This window comes from Sphaerisporangium aureirubrum (genome assembly GCF_042658925.1).
Taxonomy (GTDB): Bacteria; Actinomycetota; Actinomycetes; order Streptosporangiales; family Streptosporangiaceae; genus Sphaerisporangium; species Sphaerisporangium aureirubrum.
Genome location: NZ_JBHSRF010000013.1, coordinates 90,939 through 112,888 on the forward strand (window position 1 = coordinate 90,939; position 21,950 = coordinate 112,888).

Annotated in this window: 23 protein-coding genes and 1 riboswitch; of the genes, 7 read left to right on the forward strand and 16 right to left on the reverse strand. The window is 72.7% G+C overall.

The genetic code is table 11. The features are described from left to right. Nucleotides 1-13: 13 nt before the first annotated feature. From ACFP1K_RS12495 to ACFP1K_RS12540, 10 genes are all read right to left on the reverse strand, one after another. Nucleotides 14-1,621 (reverse strand): ABC transporter permease, encoded by a 1,608-nt coding sequence (locus tag ACFP1K_RS12495; RefSeq protein ID WP_380751025.1) that lies wholly within the window; start codon nt 1,619-1,621, stop codon nt 14-16. After that, nucleotides 1,618-2,538, reverse strand: coding sequence for an ABC transporter ATP-binding protein (locus ACFP1K_RS12500; RefSeq protein ID WP_380751029.1), 921 nt, complete (start codon nt 2,536-2,538; stop codon nt 1,618-1,620). The genes ACFP1K_RS12495 and ACFP1K_RS12500 overlap by 4 nt, the downstream gene beginning before the upstream one ends. Next, nucleotides 2,516-3,220, reverse strand: coding sequence for a TetR/AcrR family transcriptional regulator (locus tag ACFP1K_RS12505; protein WP_380751032.1), 705 nt, complete (start codon nt 3,218-3,220; stop codon nt 2,516-2,518). Before ACFP1K_RS12505 ends, ACFP1K_RS12500 begins: the two co-directional genes overlap by 23 nt. A gap of 71 nt (nt 3,221-3,291) precedes the next feature. Then, nucleotides 3,292-3,798: a flavin reductase family protein gene (locus ACFP1K_RS12510; protein ID WP_380751035.1), complete on the reverse strand. Its 507-nt coding sequence runs from the start codon at nt 3,796-3,798 to the stop codon at nt 3,292-3,294. Then, complete coding sequence (locus tag ACFP1K_RS12515; protein WP_380751038.1) at nt 3,795-4,322, reverse strand: NADPH-dependent FMN reductase; 528 nt, start codon at nt 4,320-4,322, stop codon at nt 3,795-3,797. Before ACFP1K_RS12515 ends, ACFP1K_RS12510 begins: the two co-directional genes overlap by 4 nt. Then, nucleotides 4,319-5,665, reverse strand: coding sequence for an LLM class flavin-dependent oxidoreductase (locus ACFP1K_RS12520; RefSeq protein ID WP_380751041.1), 1,347 nt, complete (start codon nt 5,663-5,665; stop codon nt 4,319-4,321). Before ACFP1K_RS12520 ends, ACFP1K_RS12515 begins: the two co-directional genes overlap by 4 nt. Further along, the gene (locus tag ACFP1K_RS12525) at nt 5,665-6,615 is read right to left on the reverse strand and encodes an ABC transporter permease (RefSeq protein WP_380751044.1); all 951 of its coding nucleotides are present in this window, start codon (nt 6,613-6,615) and stop codon (nt 5,665-5,667) included. The genes ACFP1K_RS12520 and ACFP1K_RS12525 overlap by 1 nt, the downstream gene beginning before the upstream one ends. Then, nucleotides 6,608-7,459, reverse strand: coding sequence for an ABC transporter ATP-binding protein (locus ACFP1K_RS12530; protein WP_380751047.1), 852 nt, complete (start codon nt 7,457-7,459; stop codon nt 6,608-6,610). The genes ACFP1K_RS12525 and ACFP1K_RS12530 overlap by 8 nt, the downstream gene beginning before the upstream one ends. Further along, a complete protein-coding gene (locus tag ACFP1K_RS12535; protein WP_380751050.1) occupies nt 7,456-8,475 on the reverse strand; it encodes an ABC transporter substrate-binding protein in 1,020 nt (339 codons plus the stop codon). Before ACFP1K_RS12535 ends, ACFP1K_RS12530 begins: the two co-directional genes overlap by 4 nt. Before the next feature lie 343 nt (nt 8,476-8,818). Further along, nucleotides 8,819-10,159, reverse strand: coding sequence for a lanthionine synthetase LanC family protein (locus ACFP1K_RS12540; RefSeq protein ID WP_380751053.1), 1,341 nt, complete (start codon nt 10,157-10,159; stop codon nt 8,819-8,821). 69 nt (nt 10,160-10,228) lie between these two features. Here ACFP1K_RS12540 and ACFP1K_RS12545 point away from each other — a divergent pair, with 69 nt between their 5' ends. Beyond that, nucleotides 10,229-11,254 (forward strand): sulfotransferase family protein, encoded by a 1,026-nt coding sequence (locus ACFP1K_RS12545; protein WP_380751056.1) that lies wholly within the window; start codon nt 10,229-10,231, stop codon nt 11,252-11,254. A 35-nt stretch (nt 11,255-11,289) separates the two neighbouring features. On the opposite strand, the gene ACFP1K_RS12550 is transcribed toward ACFP1K_RS12545, so the two are convergent. After that, complete coding sequence (locus tag ACFP1K_RS12550) at nt 11,290-12,189, reverse strand: hypothetical protein (RefSeq protein WP_380751059.1); 900 nt, start codon at nt 12,187-12,189, stop codon at nt 11,290-11,292. Nucleotides 12,190-12,408: 219 nt separating this feature from the next. On the opposite strand from ACFP1K_RS12550, the gene ACFP1K_RS12555 reads away from it, so the two are divergent. Together ACFP1K_RS12555 and ACFP1K_RS12560 are read left to right on the forward strand one after the other, a co-directional pair. Then, the gene (locus tag ACFP1K_RS12555) at nt 12,409-13,074 is read left to right on the forward strand and encodes an MOSC domain-containing protein (protein WP_380751062.1); all 666 of its coding nucleotides are present in this window, start codon (nt 12,409-12,411) and stop codon (nt 13,072-13,074) included. A 39-nt stretch (nt 13,075-13,113) separates the two neighbouring features. Then, nucleotides 13,114-14,217, forward strand: a complete 1,104-nt coding sequence (locus ACFP1K_RS12560; RefSeq protein WP_380751065.1) for a serine hydrolase domain-containing protein — start codon at nt 13,114-13,116, stop codon at nt 14,215-14,217. An 8-nt stretch (nt 14,218-14,225) separates the two neighbouring features. Here ACFP1K_RS12560 and ACFP1K_RS12565 read toward each other — a convergent pair whose 3' ends face one another. After that, nucleotides 14,226-14,660: a hypothetical protein gene (locus tag ACFP1K_RS12565; RefSeq protein WP_380751068.1), complete on the reverse strand. Its 435-nt coding sequence runs from the start codon at nt 14,658-14,660 to the stop codon at nt 14,226-14,228. Next, nucleotides 14,657-15,001 (reverse strand): hypothetical protein, encoded by a 345-nt coding sequence (locus tag ACFP1K_RS12570; protein WP_380751071.1) that lies wholly within the window; start codon nt 14,999-15,001, stop codon nt 14,657-14,659. Before ACFP1K_RS12570 ends, ACFP1K_RS12565 begins: the two co-directional genes overlap by 4 nt. Before the next feature lie 263 nt (nt 15,002-15,264). Between ACFP1K_RS12570 and ACFP1K_RS12575 the strand changes: the two genes are divergently transcribed. Genes ACFP1K_RS12575 through ACFP1K_RS12590 form a run of 4 tightly spaced genes read left to right on the forward strand, consistent with a single transcriptional unit; the run spans nt 15,265 to nt 18,383 of the window. Then, nucleotides 15,265-15,654, forward strand: coding sequence for a TIGR03618 family F420-dependent PPOX class oxidoreductase (locus tag ACFP1K_RS12575; protein WP_380751074.1), 390 nt, complete (start codon nt 15,265-15,267; stop codon nt 15,652-15,654). Next, nucleotides 15,651-16,859, forward strand: coding sequence for a precorrin-6y C5,15-methyltransferase (decarboxylating) subunit CbiE (cbiE, locus tag ACFP1K_RS12580; protein WP_380751077.1), 1,209 nt, complete (start codon nt 15,651-15,653; stop codon nt 16,857-16,859). Before ACFP1K_RS12575 ends, cbiE begins: the two co-directional genes overlap by 4 nt. Continuing rightward, on the forward strand, nt 16,856-17,599 hold the full coding sequence (gene cobM / locus ACFP1K_RS12585; RefSeq protein ID WP_380751080.1) for a precorrin-4 C(11)-methyltransferase: 744 nt from the start codon (nt 16,856-16,858) through the stop codon (nt 17,597-17,599). The genes cbiE and cobM overlap by 4 nt, the downstream gene beginning before the upstream one ends. 22 nt (nt 17,600-17,621) lie before the next feature. Beyond that, nucleotides 17,622-18,383 carry a cobalt-precorrin-6A reductase gene (locus ACFP1K_RS12590; protein ID WP_380751083.1) on the forward strand — a complete coding sequence of 254 codons (762 nt, stop codon included), beginning with the start codon at nt 17,622-17,624 and terminating at the stop codon, nt 18,381-18,383. Here the strand turns inward: ACFP1K_RS12590 and ACFP1K_RS12595 are convergent. The 3 genes from ACFP1K_RS12595 to cobG are packed head-to-tail and all read right to left on the reverse strand — an operon-like array spanning nt 18,371 to nt 21,731. Next, entirely contained in the window at nt 18,371-19,861 is a 1,491-nt protein-coding gene (locus tag ACFP1K_RS12595) for a precorrin-2 C(20)-methyltransferase (RefSeq protein ID WP_380751086.1), read from the reverse strand. The genes ACFP1K_RS12590 and ACFP1K_RS12595 overlap by 13 nt on opposite strands. Before the next feature lie 5 nt (nt 19,862-19,866). Next, nucleotides 19,867-20,487 carry a precorrin-8X methylmutase gene (locus ACFP1K_RS12600; protein ID WP_380751089.1) on the reverse strand — a complete coding sequence of 207 codons (621 nt, stop codon included), beginning with the start codon at nt 20,485-20,487 and terminating at the stop codon, nt 19,867-19,869. Continuing rightward, nucleotides 20,484-21,731, reverse strand: coding sequence for a precorrin-3B synthase (gene cobG / locus ACFP1K_RS12605; protein WP_380751092.1), 1,248 nt, complete (start codon nt 21,729-21,731; stop codon nt 20,484-20,486). Before cobG ends, ACFP1K_RS12600 begins: the two co-directional genes overlap by 4 nt. Nucleotides 21,732-21,742: 11 nt before the next feature. After that, nucleotides 21,743-21,950, forward strand: a riboswitch (cobalamin riboswitch).

Below are 21,950 nucleotides of genomic sequence, written 5' to 3' on the forward strand. Positions count from 1 at the left end.
GCCGGGTATCGGGTCAGGTCGCGGGCATGTCCCGGCGACGCAGCGCCGCCAGGCCGGCGAGCCCGAGTACGGCCGCCAGCGCCACCAGGACCACCAGCGGGGCCGCGGTCACGTCACCGCCGGGCAGGTGGGGCAGATGGGTGAACGGCGAGATGTCCAGCACCCACTGGCTCACCCCGAGCGCGCCGCCGACCAGGCTGATCAGCAGGCACACCACCAGCGCGCCCCAGCTGACCGCCGCCACGCGGGGCAGCAGGCCGAACAGCACCACCGGCACGGCGGTCAGCACCCAGACCGCGGGCAGCTGCACGAGCGCGGCCACGAGGACCCGGGGCATCTCGCCGCCGACGTCGCCGATGATCGCCCCGTAGGTCGCCCCGACGGCCAGCCCGGCGGCGACCAGCGCCACGGCGGGGCCGAGCGTGGCGAAGACCAGGTGACTGGCGGCCCAGCGCAGCCGTCCCACCGCGGTGCCGAGCAGCGGCTCGGCCCGTCCGGCGCCTTCCTCGGCGCGCAGCCGCAGGCAGGCCTGGATGCCGTACGCCGCGCCGATCAGCCCGAACAGGCCCATCATGGCGGCGAAGTAGCTGTCCACGAGCGCGCCGGCCCCGCCGATCCTGGCGAAGACGTCCGCCATCTCGCGACTGTCGCGCACCAGGTCCCCGACACTGTCGGCGAGCCCGCCGAACAGCACGCCGAGCAGGGCGAACGTCACGACCCACCCGGCCAGCAGCCCGCGGTGCAGCCGCCAGGAGAGGGCCAGCGGCGAGCGCAGCCCCGGCGCCGCGTACACCGGGCCGAGCCGGGACGGCAGCAGGCCCGAGCCGACGTCGCGCCGCGCCGAGAGCGCGACGGCCACCACGACCAGCAGCGCGGCGGCCACGACGGTGAGCACGGCCGGCCCCCACGCGTCGGCGCTGTACGGAGCGATCTTCTGGGCCCAGCCGATGGGTGACAGCCAGGGGAGCCAGGACAGCGGCCCGCCGGACAGCGCGCTGACGTCACCGGCCATCCGGAGCGCGTAGGCCACACCGAGGACGGAGACCGCGATCGCCCGCGCGCCGCCCGCGTTCTCGGTGAGCTGCGCCGCGATCGCGCCGATCCCGGTGAACACCCAGCCGCTCACCGCGAACTCCAGGCCGAACAGCCAGGAACCGGTCGGGGCCAGACCCTGGCCGAGCATGTTGACCGCCAGCACCAGGCCGATCACCGCGTTGGCGGCGAGCGTGGTGAGCACCGCCGCCGCGAGGCCCGCGTGCCGTCCGACCACCGTCGCGCCGAGCAGCTCCCGGCGGCCGGTCTCCTCGTCGGTCCTGGTGTGCCGGATGACGGTGAGGACGCTGAACAGGCCGATCATGACGGGGATGAAGCCCGCGCGCCACGCGACCAGCTCTCCGACACCCGACCCGGACAGGGGGCCGTACAGCGCGATGAAGCCGACATTGCCGGTGCTGGCGTCGGCGTACCCCTGGCGTCCCGCGGCGGTGGGGAAGAGCTGGTTGATCGACACTACGTACGAGGCCGGGATGAGCCCTGTGATGAGCACCCACACCGGCAGCAGCAGGCGGTCGCGCCGCAGGACGAGGCGGATCAGCTTGGCGGTGCCCGCGAACGTGCTCATCGGGACGTCTCCGGCTGGCGCGGCGCGGCGCCCTCACGCACGTAGTGGCGCAGGAACAGCTGCTCCAGCGTCGGCGGCCTGCTCACCAGGCTGCGCACGCCCGCCGAGGTGAGGTGGCGCAGCACCGGGTCCAGCGCGTCGTTGTCGACGTCGAAGCGCACGTGGCCGTTGTCGGTGCGCAGGTCGTGCACGCCCGGCAGCTCGGCGAGGCCGTTCACGGGGGCGGCCAGCTCGGCGTCGATGGAGGTGCGGGTGAGGTGGCGCAGTTCGTCCAGGGTGCCGGTCTCGACGTCGCGGCCCTCGCGGACGATGGTGACGCGGTGGCACAGCGCCTCGACCTCGGACAGGATGTGGCTGGACAGCAGCACGGTGCGGTCGCCGCGGCGCAGCTCCTCCCGCACGACCTCGCGGAACACCTCTTCCATCAGGGGGTCCAGGCCGGAGGTCGGCTCGTCGAGCAGCAGCAGCTCGACGTCGGAGGCCAGCGCGGCGACCAGGGCGACCTTCTGCCGGTTTCCCTTGGAGTACGCGCGGCCCTTCTTGCGGGGGTCCAGATCGAAGCGTTCGAGTAGTTCGTCGCGGCGCTTCCTGTCCAGCCCGCCGCGTAGCCTGCCGAGCAGGTCGATCACCTCGCCGCCGGACAGGCTCGGCCACAGCGTCACGTCGCCGGGCACGTACGCCAGCCTGCGGTGCAGCTCGGTGGCGTCGGCCCAGGGGTCGCCGCCGAGCAGTCGCGTCTGTCCGGTGTCCGGCCGCATCAGGCCGAGCAGGATGCGGATCGTGGTGGTCTTCCCGGCGCCGTTCGGCCCGAGGAAGCCGTGCACCTCGCCGGTGCGCACCGACAGGTTCAGCCCGTCCAGGGCGCGGGTACGCCCGAACGTCTTGACCAATCCCTCAGCGTGAATCGCCTCGGTCATCGCCGTTCTCCTTCGGGCGCGCGGTGTGCCGCGCGCCGCCTGTGGGGGAACCGCGCTGGACACGCTCCAGCGCGGCGAGCAGCTCGCCCGCGACCTCCGGGCTGAGCAATGCGTGCGAGTAGAACTCCACGAGCCCCCGGGACATGCGCAGATGCCCCTCGGCGCCGAGGACGTCGGCCCCGAGGGCGCGGGACAGCTGTTCGTGCATCACGTACAGGCCCGACTGCATCGCGACCAGCACCGCGACGTACGCCCGCGGGTCGCTCACCGTGATGTCCTGCTGGTCGAGCCATCGCTCGCCCAGCAGGACCATCTCGTCGAACATCGCCGACGCGGCGTCCGATCCGTCGACCATCGATCGGGAGAGATAGCGCTGCAGGAGCAGCGCCTCCGGATGGACCTCGACCATCAACCCCGCGTTGAGGTGGCCTCCGGGGAACATCTCGTCCCGCAGGTGGTTGAGCCGGTTCATCGCGTAGGAGTCGCACGCGTCGCGCAGCGCCTCCTTGGAGCCGAAGTGGTGCCGGACGAGACCCGAGGACACCCCCGCCTCCGCGGCGATGTCCCGGATGCTCGCCCCGTCGATGCCGCGGTCGGCGAACAGGCGGAGGGCCGCGTCTCTGATCCGGGCACGGGCCGTAAGGTCCTCAGCCGCCCGGTCACGGGACGAGCCCACCGCCATACCGACTCCTCAACTGTGCAGGTTCCTACTCGCATGTACAGCACACTATACATACGTGTAGGCGAGTCCTGTCAGCCGTGCGGGGTGAACCTCCCGAAACGTCCTCGGTGGTACAGCAGCGGATGGTCGAGGGAGTACACGAAGGCGTCGGTGACCAGCCCGACGACCAGGATGTGGTCCCCGATGTCGAGGCTGCTGTGCGGGGTGCACAGCACATGGGCGGCGGTGTCGCCGAGCAGCGGGGTGCCGAGCGGGCCGGGACGCCAGCGGGTCGGTTCGCCGAACCGGTCGGCACCCGGGCGGGCGAACCTGGCGGCCAGCTCGGCCTGGTCACCGGCCAGGATGTTCACCGCGAACTGGTCGGCCTCCCGCAGCCTGGGCCAGGTGGTGGAGTTCCGGTCGACGTAGAAGCACACCAGCGGCGGCTCCAGGCTGACCGACGAGAACGACGTGGCGGTCAGCCCGGCCGGGATGCCGTCGGTCTGCCCCGTGACGATGACGACCCCGGCGGCGTGCGCGGACAGCACCCGGCGGAAGCGCGCCGGGTCGACGGCCCGGCCGGGCAGCATCTCGGTCATGCCTCCACCCCCTGCCGTATCCGCGTGGCGGCCACCTGGGGGGCGACCCGGTCGGCCCACTCGGCGAGCACCGCGTCCAGCTCCGGGATCTGCGCCTCCAGCAGGGCGAGCCCTGGGGTGGGCACGACGGCGCCGAGTTCCAGCAGCAGCGGCCGCAGGTGGATCTCGACGGCCAGGGCGTGCCGGGGGTCGCCCATCACCAGCAGCGGCAGCGCGACGGTCCCCCGCAGCGCCTGCGGAGGCAGCCGGTCGACGAACGCCTTGAGCAGCCCGGTGTAGGTGGCCTTGTAGGTGGGGCTGGCGACGAGCAGCACCTCGGCCCCGGCCACCAGCTCCAGGGCCACCTCCACACCGGGCGACGGCACGGGGGACAGCAGGTGCGGGCCGAGCGCCGACAGGTCCACGACCTCCACCGGCTCGGTCAGCCCCGCGCGCCCGCCGACCACCTCGGCGGCCCGCAGCGCCACCGTGCGGGTCTTCGACCCGGGCTTCGGGTTGCCGATCAGCGCGACCAGGCCGCTCATGACGCCACCACCAGGTCGTGCCGCTCGCCGGATGTCGCGGCGAAGCGGGAGGCGGGCCGGTCCAGGCCGTAGTTCTCCCGCAGGGTACGGCCGGTGTACTCGGTGCGGAACAGACCTCTGACCTGCAGCTCCGGCACCACGTGGTCCACGAAGTCGGCCAGCCCGTCCGGGAGGATCGGCGGCATGATGTTGAAGCCGTCGGCGGCGCCGTTCTCGAACCACAGCTGGATCTGGTCGGCGATCTGCTCGGGCGTGCCCGCCACAACGCGGTGCCCGCGCCCGCCGGCGAGGCGGCCGAGCAGTTGCCGCACGGTCAGGCCCTCCCGCCGGGCCAGCTCGACGACGAGCCTGCGGCGGCTCTGCGCACCCTCGGTCTCCACGCCGACGTCCGGCAGCGGGCCGTCCAGGTCGTCCTCGCCGAGGTGGATGCCGGTCATCTGGGAGAGCTGGGCCAGGCCGTAGGCCGGGATGATCAGGTCTTCGAGCTCCTTCTCCAGCCGCAGCGCCTCCCGCTCGGTGGAACCGATGATCGGCGAGATGCCCGGCAGGACGACGACCTGCTCGGGCCGCCTGCCGTACCTGGCGAGGCGCCCCTTGAGGTCGGCGTAGAACTCCTGGCCGTCCTCAAGGGTCTGCTGCGCGGTGAACACGGCCTCGGCGTGCCGGGCGGCGAACTCGATGCCGTCCTGCGACGACCCGGCCTGCACCAGCAGCGGGTGACCCTGCGGCGAACGGGAGATGTTGAGCGGCCCGGTGACGCCGAAGTGGTCACCCGCGTGCCGGATCGCGTGGATCTTCCCCGAGTCGGCGTACCGGCCCCCGTTCCGGTCGCGCAGGACGGCGTCGTCCTCCCAGCTGTCCCACAGCTTGGTGACCACGTCCAGGAACTCGGTGGCGCGCTGGTACCGGGCGGCGTGCGCGGGGCGCTCGATGCCGAAGTTGTGCGCCTCGGCCTCACCGGCGGAGGTGACGATGTTCCAGCCGGCCCTGCCGCCGCTGATGTGGTCGAGCGAGGCGAACTTCCTGGCCACGTGGAACGGCTCGTTGTAGGTGGTGGACACGGTGGCGATCAGGCCGATGTGCTCGGTGACCGCCGCCAGCGCCGCGAGCAGCGTCAACGGCTCCGGCGTGCCGAGCGCGTTGTGCCGGACGTCGCCCTGCAGGGCGAGCCCGTCGGCGAAGAACACCGAGTCCAGCCTGCCGCGCTCGGCGATCTCGGCCAGCCGCCGGTAGTGCCGCACGTCGGTGATCAGCGCCGGGTCGGTGCGGGGATGGCGCCAGGCGGCCTCGTGGTGGCCCACGCCCATCAGGAAGGCGTTCAGGTGGAGCGTGCGAGGGGACATCAGGTGGTCCTCCAGGTGGAGAAACGGCGCTCGACGAGGAGCAGCAGCAGGTTGAACGAGAGACCGACCACGGAGATCGTGATGATCCCTGCGTACATGTCGGGGATGCGGAAGCTGGCCTGGGCGTCGTTGATGAGGTAGCCGAGCCCGGCCTTGGCGCCCACCATCTCGGCGATCAGCAGCACGAGGATCGAGTACGCCCCCGCCAGCCGGATGCCGGTGAAGATGGTCGGCACGGCCGCGGGCAGGATGACCTTGCGGAACAGGGTGATCGGGCCGAGGCCCATCGACCGGGCCGACTTGATGAGCATCGGCTCCACGGTCTTCACGCCGCTTACGGTGTTGAGCAGGATCGGCCACGCGCAGGCGTACAGCACGAAGGCGACCTTCGAGGACTCGCCCAGGCCGAGGATCAGGATGAAGACCGGCAGCAGGGCGATCGGCGAGGTGTTGCGGAAGAGTTCCAGCAGCGGGGTGAGCAGGTCGGCGACCGGCTTGTACCAGCCGATGACCAGGCCCAGCGGCACGGCCAGCGCGATCGCCAGCCCGAAGCCCGACAGCGACCGGATCACCGACGCCTGGAAGTGCTCGGCGAGCTGACCGCTGAGCAGCAGGTCGTACCACGCGACCAGGTCCTCGGAGAACGGCGGCACGAACACCCGGTCCACCACCCCGATCCGGGGCAGCGTCTCCCAGACGGCGAGCAGCAGCACGATGGCCAGCGAGTTGCGCACCGCCCGCGATCCCCCGGCGCGTGCCACGCCCCAGCCCCGGCGCCACCGCGACCGCGACGCGGGCCGCGCCTCCTCGTCGTCCTCCGGCGCGGCGTCGTCGTCGGGCAGGTCGTACCAGTGGACGTCGCCGGGATACTCCTCCGCGGTCCCCTCGCGTGGCGGGGTACCCTCGGCGACGGCCACGTTCGTGCCCCCCGTCGTGCGCGGCTCAGCCATGACGGCGCACCGCCTCACGCCTGGCGACGGCCTCGGCGCCTTCCTCACGCAGCAGCGTCCACACGTGGTGGCGGTACTCCCCGAACGCCGGGTTGGCGCGCAGGTCGCCGTCGCGGGAGTCGAAGTCGACCGGGAAGATCTCCTTGATCCGGCCGGGCCGCGCGGTCATCACCGCCACCCGTTGCCCGAGGTAGACCGCCTCGTCGATGCCGTGCGTGATGAAGATGACGGTCTTGCCGGTCTTGTCCCAGATGCGCAGCAGCTCCTCCTGGAGCGACTCGCGGGTCTGCGCGTCCAGCGCGGCGAACGGCTCGTCCATCAGCAGCACCTGCGGGTCGAACGCCAGGCTGCGGGCGATGGCCACCCGCTGCCGCATGCCGCCGGACAACTCGTGCGGGTAGCGCTCGCCGAAGCCGTCCAGACCGACCAGGTCCAGGTAGTGCCGCGCCCGCTCGGCCCGCTCCCTGCGGGACACCCCCTTGGCCTCCAGGCCGAACTCGATGTTGGCCAGCGCCGTGCGCCAGGGGAACAACGCGTACTGCTGGAAGACGATCCCCCGGTCCAGCCCGGGACCGGTGATCGGCGTGCCGTCCAGCAGGATCTCCCCGGACGTCGGCGCGGTCAGGCCCGCGACCAGGTCCAGCAGCGTGGACTTGCCGCAGCCGCTCGGGCCGACCAGGGTCAGGAACTCCCCGGCGCCCACGTCCAGCGAGATGTCCTCCAGGGCGGCGAACGGCGGGCCGCCGTCGCGTACGGGGAACTCCTTGCGCACGTCCCTGATGCCGATCTTGGGTCGCGTCGCGGCCGGTTCCCAGCCGGTGACCTGGTCCAGGATGGCGGTCATGAGGCGCTCCCGTTCGCGTAGGGGTTGAAGTCGTTGGTGTAGAGGTCGGTGAGCTTCACCTGGCCGGGACGGATCTCGCCCTCGCGCTGCAACCAGTCGATCCAGGTCTGGAACTCGCTCTCGGCGATGACCCCGCCCTTGCCGGCGATGCCGGTGCTCTTCCAGAACTTCACCGCGCTCGCGTCCTCGTTACGCCCGCGCTTGGCGATGATCTGCTCGAACTTGGCGATGACCTCGGCCTTGGGATGGGTCTGCGCCCAGTCGATGGCCTTGGCGAAGCCCGCCACGAACTTCTTGACGGTCTGCGGGTTGCGGGCGATGAAGTCCTCGCGCATCACGGTGGCGCCGGCGGTGAACGGCCCGAACAGGCCGACGTCGGTGAACAGCGGCCGCAGCCCGCCGCGCTCCAGCGCCTTGTCCTTGAGAATGCCGCCGAGCGTGGCCACGTCCAGCGTGCCCTGCCGCACGGCCTGCTCGGTGTTGACCGGCGGGACGACGACCAGCTCGACCTGCTTGATCTCCTCGGGGCTGAGGCCGTTGCGCTTGAGGTACTCCTTGATCACGGCCTCGTGGTGCGCGCCGAGGGTGTTGACGCCGATCTTCTTGCCGATCAGGTCGCGTGCGGTCCTGATCGGGCTGTCCTCGGCGACGTAGTAGCCGCTGAAGCTCTCCTTGTCGGAGCCGTAGTAGCCGATCACTCCCTTGATCGGCGCCTTGGCGGCCCTGAGCTTGACGATCGCGCCGTTGAACGCGCCGCCGAAGTCGATCTGGCCGGTGGCGACGGACTGGATGTCCTGGGGACCGGAGATGGTGTTGCCGACCCACTTGAGTTTGATGTCACCGAGGTAGCCGAGTTCGGCGGCGAGCTCGGGGAAGGTGACTTGGCCGACGCTGCCCTGGTAGCGAAGCTCGGTCGCCTCGGGAGCGCCGGGCTCGGCCTGGCCCGCGGCGGAGCCGCAGCCCGCCAGCACGGTGGCCAGCAGGACGGGCAGCAGGGCGTGTCTGATTCTGATCACGGGGATTTCGTCCTCACGGAGGGACGGGCATGGTCGCGCGACCTGGTCGCGGGCATGCGAAAGCACATCGGGCGTGCGTGGGCGGCGTCGGCCACGCGGGGGTGGAGGCGGGGCGGGGGGCGGCGTTGGCCGCGCTCAGGGCCCCGGGCGAAAGGAAGAGGACTGACCGGTGATCAACGACACTGCGCGGCGACGACGCGCCCGAAGTCCACGTACGGGCGCCGGGTCAGGTAAAGGCCCTGGCTCATGTCTTTCACGCTACGAGCCCGCGATCCATAAGTCAATATTTCCTACCTGATATACATGAAAAGGACGGACCTGGACGTCACCGGCGCTTCGCGCGCTACGCGCCGGGCCGCCGGGCCATCACCGCGGGCACCGGGATGACCGGGAAGGGGTTGTCCGGCAGCAGCAGAACCGAGCGCGCCGGGTCACCCGCGACCGCGGCGTGCAGATGGAGCAGCGCCGCCCCGATGCCGGCCGCGCCGACCATGTACCCCGTGTCGGCGGAGATCTCGGTGGGCCGAATCCGCCGGTACGCCTGGTACCAGCGCAGCCCTCTGCCGTCTGGATCGGTCCCTTTCCCTGCCAGGTGCTCGCCGAGCGTGCGCGCGAAGGCGAGGTGCGCCTGCCGGCCGGTCGCCGCCCACAGGCCGACGAACAGCTCGAGCAGCCCGGCCGCGCCGCAGCACTGGCACGCGACGTCCCAGAACCCCTCGGTCTTCACCCACGGCGCGCCGCTGGTCATGATGCCGTGCGCGAGCAGCTCGACCCACTCCAGGTCGCCGGGGTCGCCCGCCACCTGGTACAGCTCGTGGAACAGCCGCGCCACCCCCGCGGAGCCGGAGCACAGCCCGAGGTAGTGCAGTTCCCTGGCCTGCGGCACGTGGTGCGGGACCACCGCGCACCGGCCGCGCACCGTGCTCACCGCGCGGACGAACCCCGCGCCGCGCCGGGCCGCGCTCAGGAACCGCTCGTCGCCGGTGACGCCGTACAGCCGGGCGAGCAGGAAGGCCGTTCCCGCGGTGCCGGACAGGAAGCCGGGCGTGACCGCGTCCTCGGGGAGGTCGGGGCAGTCGCCGAACCGGTGGCCGGGCACGACCGCCGCCGCGACCCGCTTGCCCGCCTCGACCGCCACCTCTTCGTACGCCGGCACGCCGAGCACCGCTCCGGCCTGCAGCAGCCCGAGGATGATGCCTCCGTCACCGCGCTGCGCGGGGTCCTTGGACCAGCCCACGCCGTCGTCGAAGACGCGCACCCGGCGGACGATGTGGTCGGCGGCGGCCACCGCGGCGTCCTCGAGGCCGGCGTCGCCGAGCGCCCAGCCGGCCCGGGTGAGCGCGACCACCGTGCCGGTCAGGCCGTGGTACAGGGACAGGTCGGTCTGGCGCCGCCAGGTCGCGGCGAGGCGGCGGGCTCCGGCCCGCGCGTCGTCGAGGTACGCCTCGTGGCCGGTCGCCTCGGCGAGCTCCAGGAAGAAGAGCACGATCCCGGCCGCGCCCGCGTAGAGGGAGGACGGCTCCGGGGTGCCCGCGGAACGGCCTCCGGGGTCGGGGTTGGCCTTCCAGTACCGGCCGTGCTCGTCGTCGACGGCCGCGGAGCGGATCCATCGGGCCGCCGCGATCGCGGCGCTCAGCGGAGTCTCGGCACGCCCGCCGCCTGGGCGGATCCGATCCGAACTCATGACCAGGATTATCCCATACATCTGGTAGGAATATAAGGTTTGTCGACCGGAGCGTGGGAGGGACAGCCGATGCCGTTTCCGGACTTCCTGGTCATAGGTGTACCCAAATCTGGGACCACCGCTTTGCACGCCGCCCTGCGGCCCCATCCCGCCCTGTACATGTCACCGGTCAAGGAACCCAAATACTTTCTCACCGATGGGCCTCCCCCCACCAGAGGGGGACCCGGGGACGCCGCGACGTACCGTGAGCACGTCTGGCGTCGCGAGGACTACGAAGCCCTGTTCGCGGACGCGCCAGCCGGGGCGTTGTGTGGTGAGTCGACCCCTTTTTATCTCTATGACCGGGCGGCGCAGCGGCGCATCCACGCCGTCGCCCCGCAGGCGAAGCTCATCGCCATCCTGCGCGACCCCGTCGAGCGGGCCCACTCCAACTGGACCCACCTGTGGTCGGCGGGACTGGAGCCGATCGGCGACGTGGTGCGGGCGTGCGCCGAGGACGAGCGGCGCAAGGCCGCCGGGTGGGCGCACTTCTGGCACTACGTGAGCCTCGGCCGGTACGGCGAGCAACTGGAGCATCTGTACGACCTCTTCCCTCGCGAGCAGGTGCTGGTCTTCCGGTACCGCGAGCTGCTCGACGACCCGGCCCGGACGCTCGACCGGGTGTGCGGCTTCCTCGGCGTCGAGCAGGGGCTGCTCACCCACATCCCCCGGGAGAACGTGACGGCCCAGCCCGAGCAGGGGCGGCGGCACCAGTTGCTGTCGATGGCGCTGCGGGCACTCGCCAGGGCCGGGCACCACCTGCCGGAAAAGCTGGGGCGGGTGCCGATCGAACGGATCGAGAGCCTGCTGCAGAGCCAGGGCGCGCCGCGGCGCCCGCTCACCTGGGATCAGCGGCAGCGGCTGCTGGCCCACTTCACCGCCGACATCGAGCTGCTCCAGCGGGTCACCGGCGAGGACTTCGGCGACTGGCTGAGGCCGCGCGAACGCTCGGGCGGCCTGGTCGGGGCCCGTCCGCCCGGCCAGCGCCAGGCCCGCAACGGCCGCCCCGGCCCTCCGGCGATCGGCCGGAACGACCGGAACGACCGTCCGGCGTAGGAGCCGCCGCGCGACCGCCCGGCGGAACCGGGCGGTCAGCGCAGTTCGGTGCGTAGTTCGTGGGTGCCGTCGGCGCGGGTGTACTCGTAGTACAGCCGCGTCCCGCCGCCCGGCAGGTCGACCAGGTCGAGGTAGCGCAGGCCGCCGCCGCGATGCGGTGAGGCGGCGAGCGGGGCGGTGCCGATCGCGGTCAGCTCGGCCGGGTCGCGGCCGACGGCCACGCCGGTCTTCTCCTCGTAGTTCTCCGCCGCGCTGGCGCGGCCGTCGTAGAACGCCACCACGCGGTCGCCCTCGAAGCGCACCGCGCTGATCCGCACGCCGCGGCCGTCCCACTCGCCCGGCCGGCCGCGCAGCGCCGTGCCCCGCCACGTCCAGACGAGCCCGTCGGTGCTGGTGGCGTAGTCGGTCACCATCTGGTCGGCCTGCTCGGGGTCGGCCAGCGGGTGGCAGGACGCCCACAGGTGCCAGACGCCACCGTGCCGCACGATCACCGTGTCCTTGACGCCGGTGCTCGCGTCGCCCGCGAGCACGGTGCGGCGGCCCGCCGGGTCGAAGTCCGCCGGGTCGTCCGCCTCGAGCACCTCCACCCGCCAGTGCTTGGTGCCGATGGTCGCGCAGCTGAGGTAGAGCCGCCAGCGTCCCTCGGGCGTGTGCACCAGCGTGGGACGCTCCAGCGACTCGGCGTCCATGTCCTCGCGCCGGATCGTCCGCAAGGTCTCGAAGGTCGTGCCGTCCGCGGAGCGGGCCACCGACACCGCGTACCCGCGCCCTTCCCCGATCGGCCGCCGCAGCCGGTACGCGAGGTAGATCGTCCCATCGGCCAGGACGGCACTCGGCGCGCCCGCCCAGTGGCCCTCCCCGGCGACGGGAGGGGTGATCGCGACGGCCGAGCGGTCGGGAGCCGGGAGCAGCTCTCCGAGATCGGCGACGCTCACATCCTCGGGTGCGGGTGTCACCTTCGGCAGAGGTTGGGCAAGGTTCACGAGTGTTCACTCCTCACGGTGTAGGTCCGAGCTTCCTACATGGATTTCCCGCATTCCCTACGAACTTTACCGGAAATAACGCGGTGCCGCATGACGCGCTGTGACGATCGCTGCCTCGCGGCGGAAAAATAGGGAGTGCGCCGGGGTCGACTCCCCGGATAGCGTGCCGGTATGGGGGAACTCATTTCCGTCAACCTCGCGGTGCCCCGGCCGAACCCGGCGAAAGCCGACGTGGGCACCACCGGCATCGACAAGCGGCCTACCACCGAGGCCGTCCACGTACGCGCTCCCGGGCCCAGGCGCACCGGGCTCGGCAGTGGCCTGCTGGGCGACCAGATCTTCGACACGACCAGCCACGGCGGCGACGACCAGGCCGTCTACGCCTACGCCCGCGAGGACCTCGACCACTGGGAGGGTGAACTCGGCCGATCCCTGACCGGCGGGATGTTCGGCGAGAACATCACCACGCGCGGCCTGGACGTCAACGGCGCCCTCATCGGCGAACGCTGGCGGATCGGCGATCATCTCCTCCTGGAGGTCAGCGCGCCGCGCATCCCCTGCGACACCTTCGCGCAGTGGATCGAAGAGCCGGGCTGGATCAAGCGCTTCGTCGTCGCCGCGCGGCCGGGGGCGTACCTCCGGGTGATCGAACCCGGCGAGATGCGCGCCGGGGACCCCGTCGTCGTCGAGTACCGCCCCGGCCACGAGGTCACCGTCGCCGTCACCTTCCGCGCCACCACCCTCGAACCGGACCTGCTTCCCCTGCTGCCGCCCGTCGAGGCCCTGCCCCGGTCCGTCCGCGAGCGGGCCGCCCGCCGCACCGGGACGACCATCTGACCGTGCCGCGAACCACGCGGCGGAGAGGAAGGCCCCTCGATGGGTGACGTGCGGATGCGCCTCCAGGAGGCCGTGGACCGGCTCGTCGAGGACGGCACCGAACGGGGGATACAGGTCGCGGTCTACCGGCACGGCGAGCTGGTCGCCGACGTCGTGGCCGGCACGGCGGACCCCGGCTCCGGCCGGCCGGTCACCTCCGGCACCCTGTTCTACAACTTCTCCATCGGCAAGGGCGCCGCCTCGGCCGTCGCGCACGTGCTCGCCGAGCGCGGCCTGTTCACCTACGACACCCCGGTCGCCGAGCTGTGGCCGGAGTTCGCGGCGCACGGCAAGGGCGGGGTGACGGTACGGCACGTGCTGACCCACTCGGCCGGGCTGCCGGGCGTGCCCCCGGGCACCACCGTCGAGGACCTGTGCGACTGGGACCGCATGTGCGCGGGGCTGGCCGGCGCGGAGCTCTGGTGGGAGCCGGGCACCCGGGTGGGCTACCACGCCTACTCCTTCGGGTACCTCATCGGGGAGATCGTCCGCCGGGCGACGGGGAAGCCGATCTCGCAGGTGCTGCGCGAGGAGGTGACCGGTCCGCTGGGCGTCGCCGACGAGCTGTACTTCGGCGTGCCCGAGTCCGAGCACCACCGGCTCGCCCGGCTGGAGGACGCCGAGGGCACCGCCGAGATGATGGGGAGCCTGCCTCCCGACCTGCCGATGTTCCGGGCGGGCGGCCCCCAGCTGTGGCCGTGCGCCGCCCTCGGCAACCGCACCGACGTCCTCACCGCGGACATCCCCGCGGGCGGCAAGACCACGGCCCGCGCCATCGCCCGCATGTACGCCGCGATGATCGGCGAGGTGGACGGCGTGCGGCTGATCTCCCCCGGGCGGCTGAAAGAGGTGTCGTCCACGGCCGCCGAGGGCGTCGACGCCGTCTTCGGCAACGAGTCCCGCTGGGGGCTCGGCTTCGGCCTCGGCCGGCCCGACGTCACCAAGGAGGTCCCCGGCGCGTTCGGCATGAGCGGCGCGGGCGGCAGCCACGCCTACGCCGACACCGCGACCGGCATGACGCTCGCCGTCACCAAGAACCGCCTCAGTCTCGATTTCTCCACCGTCAACCAGATCAACGAGCTGGTGCTCGGCCCGGACGCCTGAGCGGCAGGTCAGGCCGGGCAGTCGTCGTCATCGGGGCGGGTCTCCTGGGCGAGCGCCGTGTCGCCGTCCTCGCGGGCCGTCGTCTCGGCCTTCTTGACCTTCGGCTTCTCGGGCGACCGGACGATGATCTGCAGGGTGATGTGACAGACCTTGACGTTCTTGCACAGGGCGCTCTGCACGTTGGTCGCGCCGCCGGCGTTCTGGGTGGAGGTGTGCTGGGTGCCGCGCTGGACGGTCGGGCTCTTGATGTCGACGAAGGTGCGGTTGCGCTTGCCGTTGCCCGCGTCGACGCTCTTGGGGTCGTCGCCGCGGATCTCGGCGTGCTTCACGGGCCGCCGGCCGCCCTTGCCGTCCGCGCTCGTGGGGGACGCGGTGGCGAGGACGGCCAGGCTGCCGAGGAGTGTCAGGACGAGGACCGTCCCGGCGGTGGGTCGTCGGCTCATCTGAGCCTTTGGCGGATCTTGCACACCCGGTGCTTCTTCACGCAGGCGCCCGACAGCGAGAAGATGCCGCCGCCAATGGCGGAGTTCTCCGCGTGCTGAACGCCGCTCAGGTACGCCGGGCTGTTCCATTCGACGAAGATGTTGTTGCGCTTACCGTTGCCGATCCGCAGCCGGATCGAGCCGCCGTCGTCGTGCGAGTGGGCCCTCGGCCGTCCCTGCGCCGTGGCGGCGTGCGCGGCGCCCCCCAGGGACACGACTCCCCCGGAGAGGACGAGCGCCGAGACGACGAGCGCGGCCCGTCCCGCCCGGCCGGCTCGGCTCCGCCTGTTTCGTGAGTCCATTCGGTGTGCACCTCGATCGTCTGATGGTGGGCGACGCCGCCGGCCCCGGTGACAGAAAGCTCCTACCCGATCACTGCGCACGGACCCCTCGGCCGATCGATCACGGCACCTGCGTTTGCGGAGTTTTTGCCCGTCCACCGGAAGGCTCGGTGGCCCTCGGCCCCCACGCGACGGCCCCGCCGCCATCGGCCCGCCGCCTGCACACCAAGGGCTGACCGCGGGGGCTACGATGTCCGAGGTTTCCGGCCGGGGGAGGGGTTTGGGTGGATTTGACGGAGCGTGGTGTGGAGTTCGCGGCGTTCTGGCGGGAGCGGCATCTGTCCACCCTGTCCACCGTCCGTCCCGACGGCACCCCGCACGTGGTCCCCGTGGGGGTGACCCTGGACATCCCCAGCGGCATCGCCCGCGTGATCACCTCGGGTACCTCCCACAAGGCCCGCCTTGTCGCCGCGACCCCCGGCGTCTCCGTGGCCCTCTGCCAGGTCGACGGCCGCCGCTGGTCCACCCTGGAAGGCCGCGCCGTCCTGCGCGCCGCCCCCGAGGACGTCGCCGACGCCGAGCGCCGCTACACCGCCCGCTACAAGCCCCCTCGCCCCAACCCGGCCCGCGTCGTCCTGGAGATCCAGGTGACCCGCGTACTGGGCAACGTATGATCACCGTCGTCGGCATCGGCGCGGACGGCTGGGACGGCATCTCCACCGCCTCCCGGCTCGCCATCAGCGCCGCCGAGGTGCTCGTCGGCAGTCCGCGGCAGCTGGACCTGATCCCGCCGACCCCCGCCGAACGCCTCCCTCTCCCCTCCCCCCTGCTCCCCGCGTTACCGGAACTGCTCACCGCACACGAAGACCAGGAGGTCTGCGTGCTGGCCAGCGGCGACCCCATGTTCTTCGGCATCGGCGCCACCCTGGCCCGCCTGCTCGGCCCCGGCGCCCTGCGCGTGCTGCCCCACGTGTCGTCCCTCTCCCTGGCCTGCGCCCGCCTCGGCTGGCCGGTCGAGCGGGTCACCCCGATCAGCCTGCTCGGCCGCCCCCTCGCGGCCGTGACCGCCACGCTCCAGCCCGGCGCCCGCGTGCTCGTGCTCAGCCCGGACGGCGGCACCCCGGCCGAGGTGGCCGCCCTGCTCACCGGACGCGGCTACGGCGCCAGCACCCTCACCGTCCTGTCCGACCTCGGCACACCGGCGGAGACCAGGGTGTCCGGCACCGCCGCCACGTGGGCCCACCCCGCCACGGCCCCCCTCAACGTGATCGCCGTCGAGTGCGCCCCCGCCGGCGGCACCCGCCCGCTCCCGAGGACCCCCGGCCTCCCGGACGACGCCTTCGACCACGACGGCCAGATCACCAAACGCGAGGTCCGCGCCGTCACCCTGTCCCGCCTCGCCCCCATGCCCGGCGAACTCCTGTGGGACGTCGGCGCCGGCGCCGGCAGCGTCGCCATCGAATGGATGCGCACCCACCCCACCTGCGCCGCCATCGCCGTCGAGAGCCACCCCGCCCGCGCCACCCGCATCCGCCGCAACGCGGAAATCCTCGGCGTCCCCACCCTCCGCCTGATCGAGTCCCACGCCCCCGAGGCCCTGGCCGGCCTCCCCGCCCCGGACGCCGTCTTCGTCGGCGGCGGGACCACCACGCCAGGCGTCCTGGAAACCTCCTGGCACGCCCTCCGCCCCGGCGGCCGGCTGGTCGTCAACGCCGTGACCCTCGAATCTGAGGCGGTCGTCACCCGGTGGCACGCCGCCCACGGCGGCGACCTGACCCGCCTGTCGGTCCACCGCGCGTCCCCGATCGGCGGCTTCACAGGCTGGCGCGCCATGATGCCGGTGACCATCTGGGCCACCACAAAAGAGGACATGTCATGACCGTGTACTTCATCGGTGCCGGCCCGGGAGCCCCGGACCTCATCACCGTGCGCGGGCTACGCCTTCTGGAGTCCTCTCCCGTCTGCCTGTACGCCGGCTCCCTGGTCCCCCGCGAACTCCTGGACTCCTGCCCCCCCGGAGCCCGCCTGGTGGACACCGCGAACCTCGACCTGAACGAGATCGTCACCGAACTGCACGACGCCCACCGCGCCGGCCGGGACGTGGCCCGCCTCCACTCCGGCGACCCCTCCGTCTTCAGCGCCATGGCCGAGCAGATGCGCCGCCTGGACACCCTGAACGTCCCCTACGAGATCGTCCCCGGCGTCCCCGCCTTCGCCGCCGCCGCGGCCTCCCTCGGCCGCGAGCTCACCGTCCCCGGCGTCGCCCAGACCGTCATCCTGACCCGCACCGCCGCCCGCGCCACCCCCATGCCCGAGGGCGAGGACCTCCCCAGCCTGAGCACGAGCCGCTCCACGATGGTCATCCACCTGGCCGTCCAGCGCATCGACGCCGTGGTCGCCGACCTCATCCCCTCCTACGGCCCCGACTGCCCCACCGCCGTGGTGGCCCGGGCCAGCCGCCCCGACGAGCTCATCCTCCGCGGCCCCCTGTCCACCATCCCCACCCTGGTCAAGGAAGCCGGTGTGAGACGCACCGCCGTGATCATCGTCGGGAAGGCCCTGGCCGCCGCCGGTTTCCCCGGCAGCCACCTGTACAGCACCACCCGCCCCCGCCCCTGACCAGCAAGGACCGGTGACCCCCATGCGGCGAGTGCTGATCCTGGGCGGCACGGCCGAGGCCCGCGCCCTGGCCGCCACCCTCACGAACGACCCCACCCTCCACGTCATCTCCTCCCTCGCAGGCCGGGTGACCAACCCCCGCCTCCCCGAAGGAGAGGTCCGCCAGGGCGGCTTCGGCGGCCCCGACGGCTTGGCCGCCTACATCCGCGACCAGGCCATCACCGCCGTGATCGACGCCACCCACCCCTTCGCCCAGCAGATGACCACCTCCGCCCTCCAGGCCACCACCCGAACCGCGACCCCCTTCCTCCTCCTACGCCGCCCCCCCTGGCACCCCACCCCCACCGACAACTGGCATCACGCCGACTCCCTGACCGCCGCCGCCACCCTCCTCACCACCCACAACCACACCAGAGCCTTCCTGACCACCGGCCGCCGCAGCCTCCCCGCCTTCACCCCCCTCACCCACCTGTGGTTCCTGGCCAGATCCGTAGACCCCCCCAACCCCCCCATCCCCCCAAATGTCCAAATCCTCCTGGCCCGCGGCCCCTACACCGTCCCCGGCGAACTCTCCCTCATGCGAACCCACAGGATCGACGTCCTGATCACCAAGAACAGCGGCGGCCAAATGACCACCGCCAAACTAACCGCCGCCCGCGACCTGTCCCTCCCCGTAATCATGATCGACCGCCCCCCGCCTCCCCCCGGCGTCCCCTATGCCGAAACGGTGGAGGCCGCATCGGCCTGGCTCCGCACCGGCGAGGCCGCCGCTCAGACGGGGTAACGGCGGGGAGTGTAGACGTGGCCCTGGGGGGTCAGGCGGGTCTGGGTGGAGCCGATGATCAATAGGGAGCGCATGTCGACGGTGGTGGGGTCGAGGGTGGCGAGGGTGGTGATGGTGAGGTGTTCGTCGGGGGAGCCTATGTTGCGGCCGATCACTACGGGGGTGGTGGGCGGGCGGTGGGTCAGGAGGAGGTCGCGGGTGGCGGCCACCTGCCAGGTCCGGGTTTTGGAGGCGGGGTTGTAGATGGCAAGGACCAGGTCGGCTTGGGCGGCGGCGGTCAGGCGGGTCTCTACGACGTCCCAGGGCTTCAGCTGGTCGGAGAGGGAGATCACGCAGTAGTCGTGGCCCAGGGGGGCGCCGGCTTTGGCGGCTACGGCTTGGGCGGCGGTCAGGCCTGGGAGGACGCGGACGGGGACCGTGTCGTATTCGGGGGCGGTGGCGGCTTCCAGGACGGCGGAGGCCATGGCGAAGACGCCTGGGTCGCCGGAGGAGACCACGGCGACGCGGGCGCCGGACAGGGCCAGGTCCAGGGCGTGGCGGGCCCTTTCGGCCTCGGCGCGGTTGTCGGTACGGTGGCGGGTCTGGCGGGGGTTGGGGGGGACGCGGTCGACGTAGGGGGCGTAGCCGACCAGGTCGGTGGCGGTGGACAGGGCTTCCTGGGCTTCGGGGGTGAGCCACGGGCGGCCGGCGGGGCCGAGGCCCACCACGGTCACCTCTCCGGGGTGTGACTCCGCGGGGCGGGGGCGCTCGGGGACCTTGTGGGCGTGGGGGCTCGGGAGGAGGGCCAGGGAGAAGTAGGGGACGTCGGCGGGGTCGACGTCCTTCAGGGGGGCCAGGCGTTCGGCGGAGGTGGTGGCCCGTTCCACGTACCAGGCGTCGTCCAGGCGGCCGGCCTCGGCGAGGGCGTCACGGACCTTCTCGAAGGTGCGGCCGAGTTTGAGGACGGCGGCGGAGTCGGTGGTGCGGAGCTTCTCCGCGAGCACGTCGCCGGGGAGGGTGCCGGGGAGGATGGTGAGGGTCTCCTCGTGCTCCACCAGCGGGCGGCCGAGGACGGCGGAGGCGGCGCTGACCGAGGTGACACCGGGCACGACCTCGGTGGGGTAGCGGTGCGCGAGGCGCTTGTGCAGGTGCATGTAGGAGCCGTAGAAGAGCGGGTCGCCCTCGCTCAGCACCACGACGGTACGGCCGGCGTCCAGGTGGGAGGACAGGCGGGCGGCGCAGTCGGTGTAGAAGTCCTCGAGGGCTCCCCGGTAGCCGCCGGGGTGGTCGGTGGTCTCGGTGGTGAGCGGGTACATCAGCAGCTCCTCCACCTGGCCGTCCCGCATGTACGGGCGGGCGATGGAGCGCGCGATGCTGCGGCCGTGCCGCGCGGCGTGGTAGGCGATCACGTCCGCCTCGCCGATCAGCCGGGCCGCCTTGACCGTCACCAGTTCCGGGTCGCCGGGGCCGAGGCCGACGCCGTACAGCCGTCCCGTCATGCCGATCACTCCACCTCGTTGGCGATGGCGTTGACCGCCGCCGCCGTCATGGCACTGCCGCCCCTGCGGCCGTGCACCACCAGATACGGGAGGCCGCTGCCGGCCAGGGCCCGCTTGGACTCGGCCGCCCCGATGAAGCCCACCGGGATGCCGAGCACCGCGGCCGGGCGGCCCGCTCCTTCCTCGACGAGTTCGAGCAGGCGGAACAGCGCGGTGGGGGCGTTGCCCACCGCGACGACCGCGCCGTCCAGGCGGTCGCGCCACAGTTCGAGCGCCGCGGCGCTACGGGTGGTGCCGAGACGTGCGGCCAGTTCCGGCACGCCGGGCGCGCCGAGCGTGCACACCACGTCGTTGGCGGCGGGCAGCCTGCTCCTGGTGACCCCGGAGGCGACCATCATGGCGTCGCACAACACCGGGGCGCCGCCGCGCAGCGCGGCTCGGGCCGAGGTGACGACGTCCGGCGACCAGTCCAGGTCGTCCACGAGGTCGGTCATCCCGCAGGCGTGGATCATCCGCACCGCCACCACGGCGACGTCGGAGGGAATACCGGTGAGGTCGGTCTCGGCGCGGATGGTGGCGAACGAGCGCCGGTAGATCTCGGGCCCGTCGCGCAGGTAGTCGTTCACCGCTGCCTTTCCTGAATGACGGACTCCTCGACGCGGTGGCCCGTGTCCTGGGTGACGGCGGGTTCTTCGACGCGGTAGCCCGTGCCGGTGGCCACGTACTGGAGTACCGGCCCGCGGGGCAGCCCGCAGCGCCGTTCGCATCCCGACCAGTGGACGGGCGGGCCGCCCGGCCCGGTGCGGCCGGACACCCAGCGGGTCACGTCGTGCCGTACGTCGGCGAGGGCCTTGGCGCAGCCGGGACGCCCCGTGCAGGCGGACACGCCGGCCCACGGGGAGGCGGGGTCGCAGACCAGGCCGGTGCCCGCGAGGACCCGTGCCACCTCGTCGGCCCGCGCGGCGGTGAGGTCGAGCACGACGACCGTCCGCCACGGCGTCAGGCGCAGCGCGGGGCCGTCCGGGGCCGCCGGTACGGCCGCCAGCGCCTCCGCCTGCGGCACGGTGAGCCGTCCGAGGGGCACGACGACCTCAAGTGCCACCCGCCCGTCGCGCTGGGGCAACGGCCCGGCACCCGCTCGCGGCGCGCCCTCGTGCGGCGTGACGTCCGGGTGCGGCGTGACGGCTGGACGGGGGTGCGCGAGGCGGGCGGCGATCCGGGCCGGGCCGTCGTCGAGGTCGGCTACGCGCCAGGCGGAGCCGTCCTGCGCGTCGCGCTCGGCGAGGAAGCCCTCGGCGGCGGCGATCATCAGGGGGACCGGGCCGGCGGTGGCGAGGCCGGTGTCCACACCCGCGAGCAGGACCGTTCCGGACGCCGCCCCGCGCGCGGGGACGAACGTGACGTCGGCGCCGAGGCCTGTCATGTCGCCCGTGCCGTCGTCCACGGCGAACAGGAAACGGCCCGACAGGTCGGCCAGGGCGGCGCGGGCGCAGAGGGCCCGGTCGAGGGACGCCACGAGAGGGTCGGTGTCCACCAGGCCGGACGGGCCGCGGCCGGCGAGCGGGGAGGCGGCGATGTTGCGGACCCGTTCGTGGGTGGCGGACGGCAGCAGGTCGGCGTCCGCCATGCGCGCGGCGAACTCGGAGGGGGAACGCAGGCCGCGGACCTGCACGTTCGCCCGGGACGTCAGCTCGACGACGCCGGTGCCGAGCGTCCCCGCGCACGCGGCGAGCTCGCGGAGCTGGAGGGGAGTGAGCGCGCCGCCGGGAACGCGGATCCGGGCCAGCGGGCCGTCGGCCGCCGTGTGCACTTGAAGTGCCCCGGGACACGCGTCTGGGGGCGCTTGTCCGGAAAGGGGGGCTCTGCGCACGAAGAGATAGTAATGCCAGTTCTTCCGGCGGTCCCGTCAGCGTAATCTCCTCAGTAGGCGATGGCGGACGGAGGAAGCCGGTGCGAAGCCGGCGCGGTCCCGCCACTGTGACCGGGGAGCGACCCCCACCACGAGGCCACTGCCCGGCGACGGGCGGGAAGGCCGGGGTGAGCGTCGATCCGGGAGCCAGGAGACTCCTGCCGTCGCGACACCCACGAC

Excerpts from the sequence above, each read along its gene's own strand:
- ACFP1K_RS12495 (WP_380751025.1), bottom strand. The coding sequence starts at position 1,621 with ATGAGCACGTTCGCGGGCACCGCCAAGCTGATCCGCCTCGTCCTGCGG.
- ACFP1K_RS12500 (WP_380751029.1), bottom strand. The coding sequence starts at position 2,538 with ATGACCGAGGCGATTCACGCTGAGGGATTGGTCAAGACGTTCGGGCGT.
- ACFP1K_RS12505 (WP_380751032.1), bottom strand. The coding sequence starts at position 3,220 with ATGGCGGTGGGCTCGTCCCGTGACCGGGCGGCTGAGGACCTTACGGCC.
- ACFP1K_RS12510 (WP_380751035.1), bottom strand. The coding sequence starts at position 3,798 with ATGACCGAGATGCTGCCCGGCCGGGCCGTCGACCCGGCGCGCTTCCGC.
- ACFP1K_RS12515 (WP_380751038.1), bottom strand. The coding sequence starts at position 4,322 with ATGAGCGGCCTGGTCGCGCTGATCGGCAACCCGAAGCCCGGGTCGAAG.
- ACFP1K_RS12520 (WP_380751041.1), bottom strand. The coding sequence starts at position 5,665 with ATGTCCCCTCGCACGCTCCACCTGAACGCCTTCCTGATGGGCGTGGGC.
- ACFP1K_RS12525 (WP_380751044.1), bottom strand. The coding sequence starts at position 6,615 with ATGGCTGAGCCGCGCACGACGGGGGGCACGAACGTGGCCGTCGCCGAG.
- ACFP1K_RS12530 (WP_380751047.1), bottom strand. The coding sequence starts at position 7,459 with ATGACCGCCATCCTGGACCAGGTCACCGGCTGGGAACCGGCCGCGACG.
- ACFP1K_RS12540 (WP_380751053.1), bottom strand. The coding sequence starts at position 10,159 with ATGAGTTCGGATCGGATCCGCCCAGGCGGCGGGCGTGCCGAGACTCCG.
- ACFP1K_RS12545 (WP_380751056.1), top strand. The coding sequence starts at position 10,229 with ATGCCGTTTCCGGACTTCCTGGTCATAGGTGTACCCAAATCTGGGACC.
- ACFP1K_RS12555 (WP_380751062.1), top strand. The coding sequence starts at position 12,409 with ATGGGGGAACTCATTTCCGTCAACCTCGCGGTGCCCCGGCCGAACCCG.
- ACFP1K_RS12560 (WP_380751065.1), top strand. The coding sequence starts at position 13,114 with ATGGGTGACGTGCGGATGCGCCTCCAGGAGGCCGTGGACCGGCTCGTC.
- ACFP1K_RS12565 (WP_380751068.1), bottom strand. The coding sequence starts at position 14,660 with ATGAGCCGACGACCCACCGCCGGGACGGTCCTCGTCCTGACACTCCTC.
- ACFP1K_RS12570 (WP_380751071.1), bottom strand. The coding sequence starts at position 15,001 with ATGGACTCACGAAACAGGCGGAGCCGAGCCGGCCGGGCGGGACGGGCC.
- cbiE (WP_380751077.1), top strand. The coding sequence starts at position 15,651 with ATGATCACCGTCGTCGGCATCGGCGCGGACGGCTGGGACGGCATCTCC.
- cobM (WP_380751080.1), top strand. The coding sequence starts at position 16,856 with ATGACCGTGTACTTCATCGGTGCCGGCCCGGGAGCCCCGGACCTCATC.
- ACFP1K_RS12590 (WP_380751083.1), top strand. The coding sequence starts at position 17,622 with ATGCGGCGAGTGCTGATCCTGGGCGGCACGGCCGAGGCCCGCGCCCTG.
- ACFP1K_RS12595 (WP_380751086.1), bottom strand. The coding sequence starts at position 19,861 with ATGACGGGACGGCTGTACGGCGTCGGCCTCGGCCCCGGCGACCCGGAA.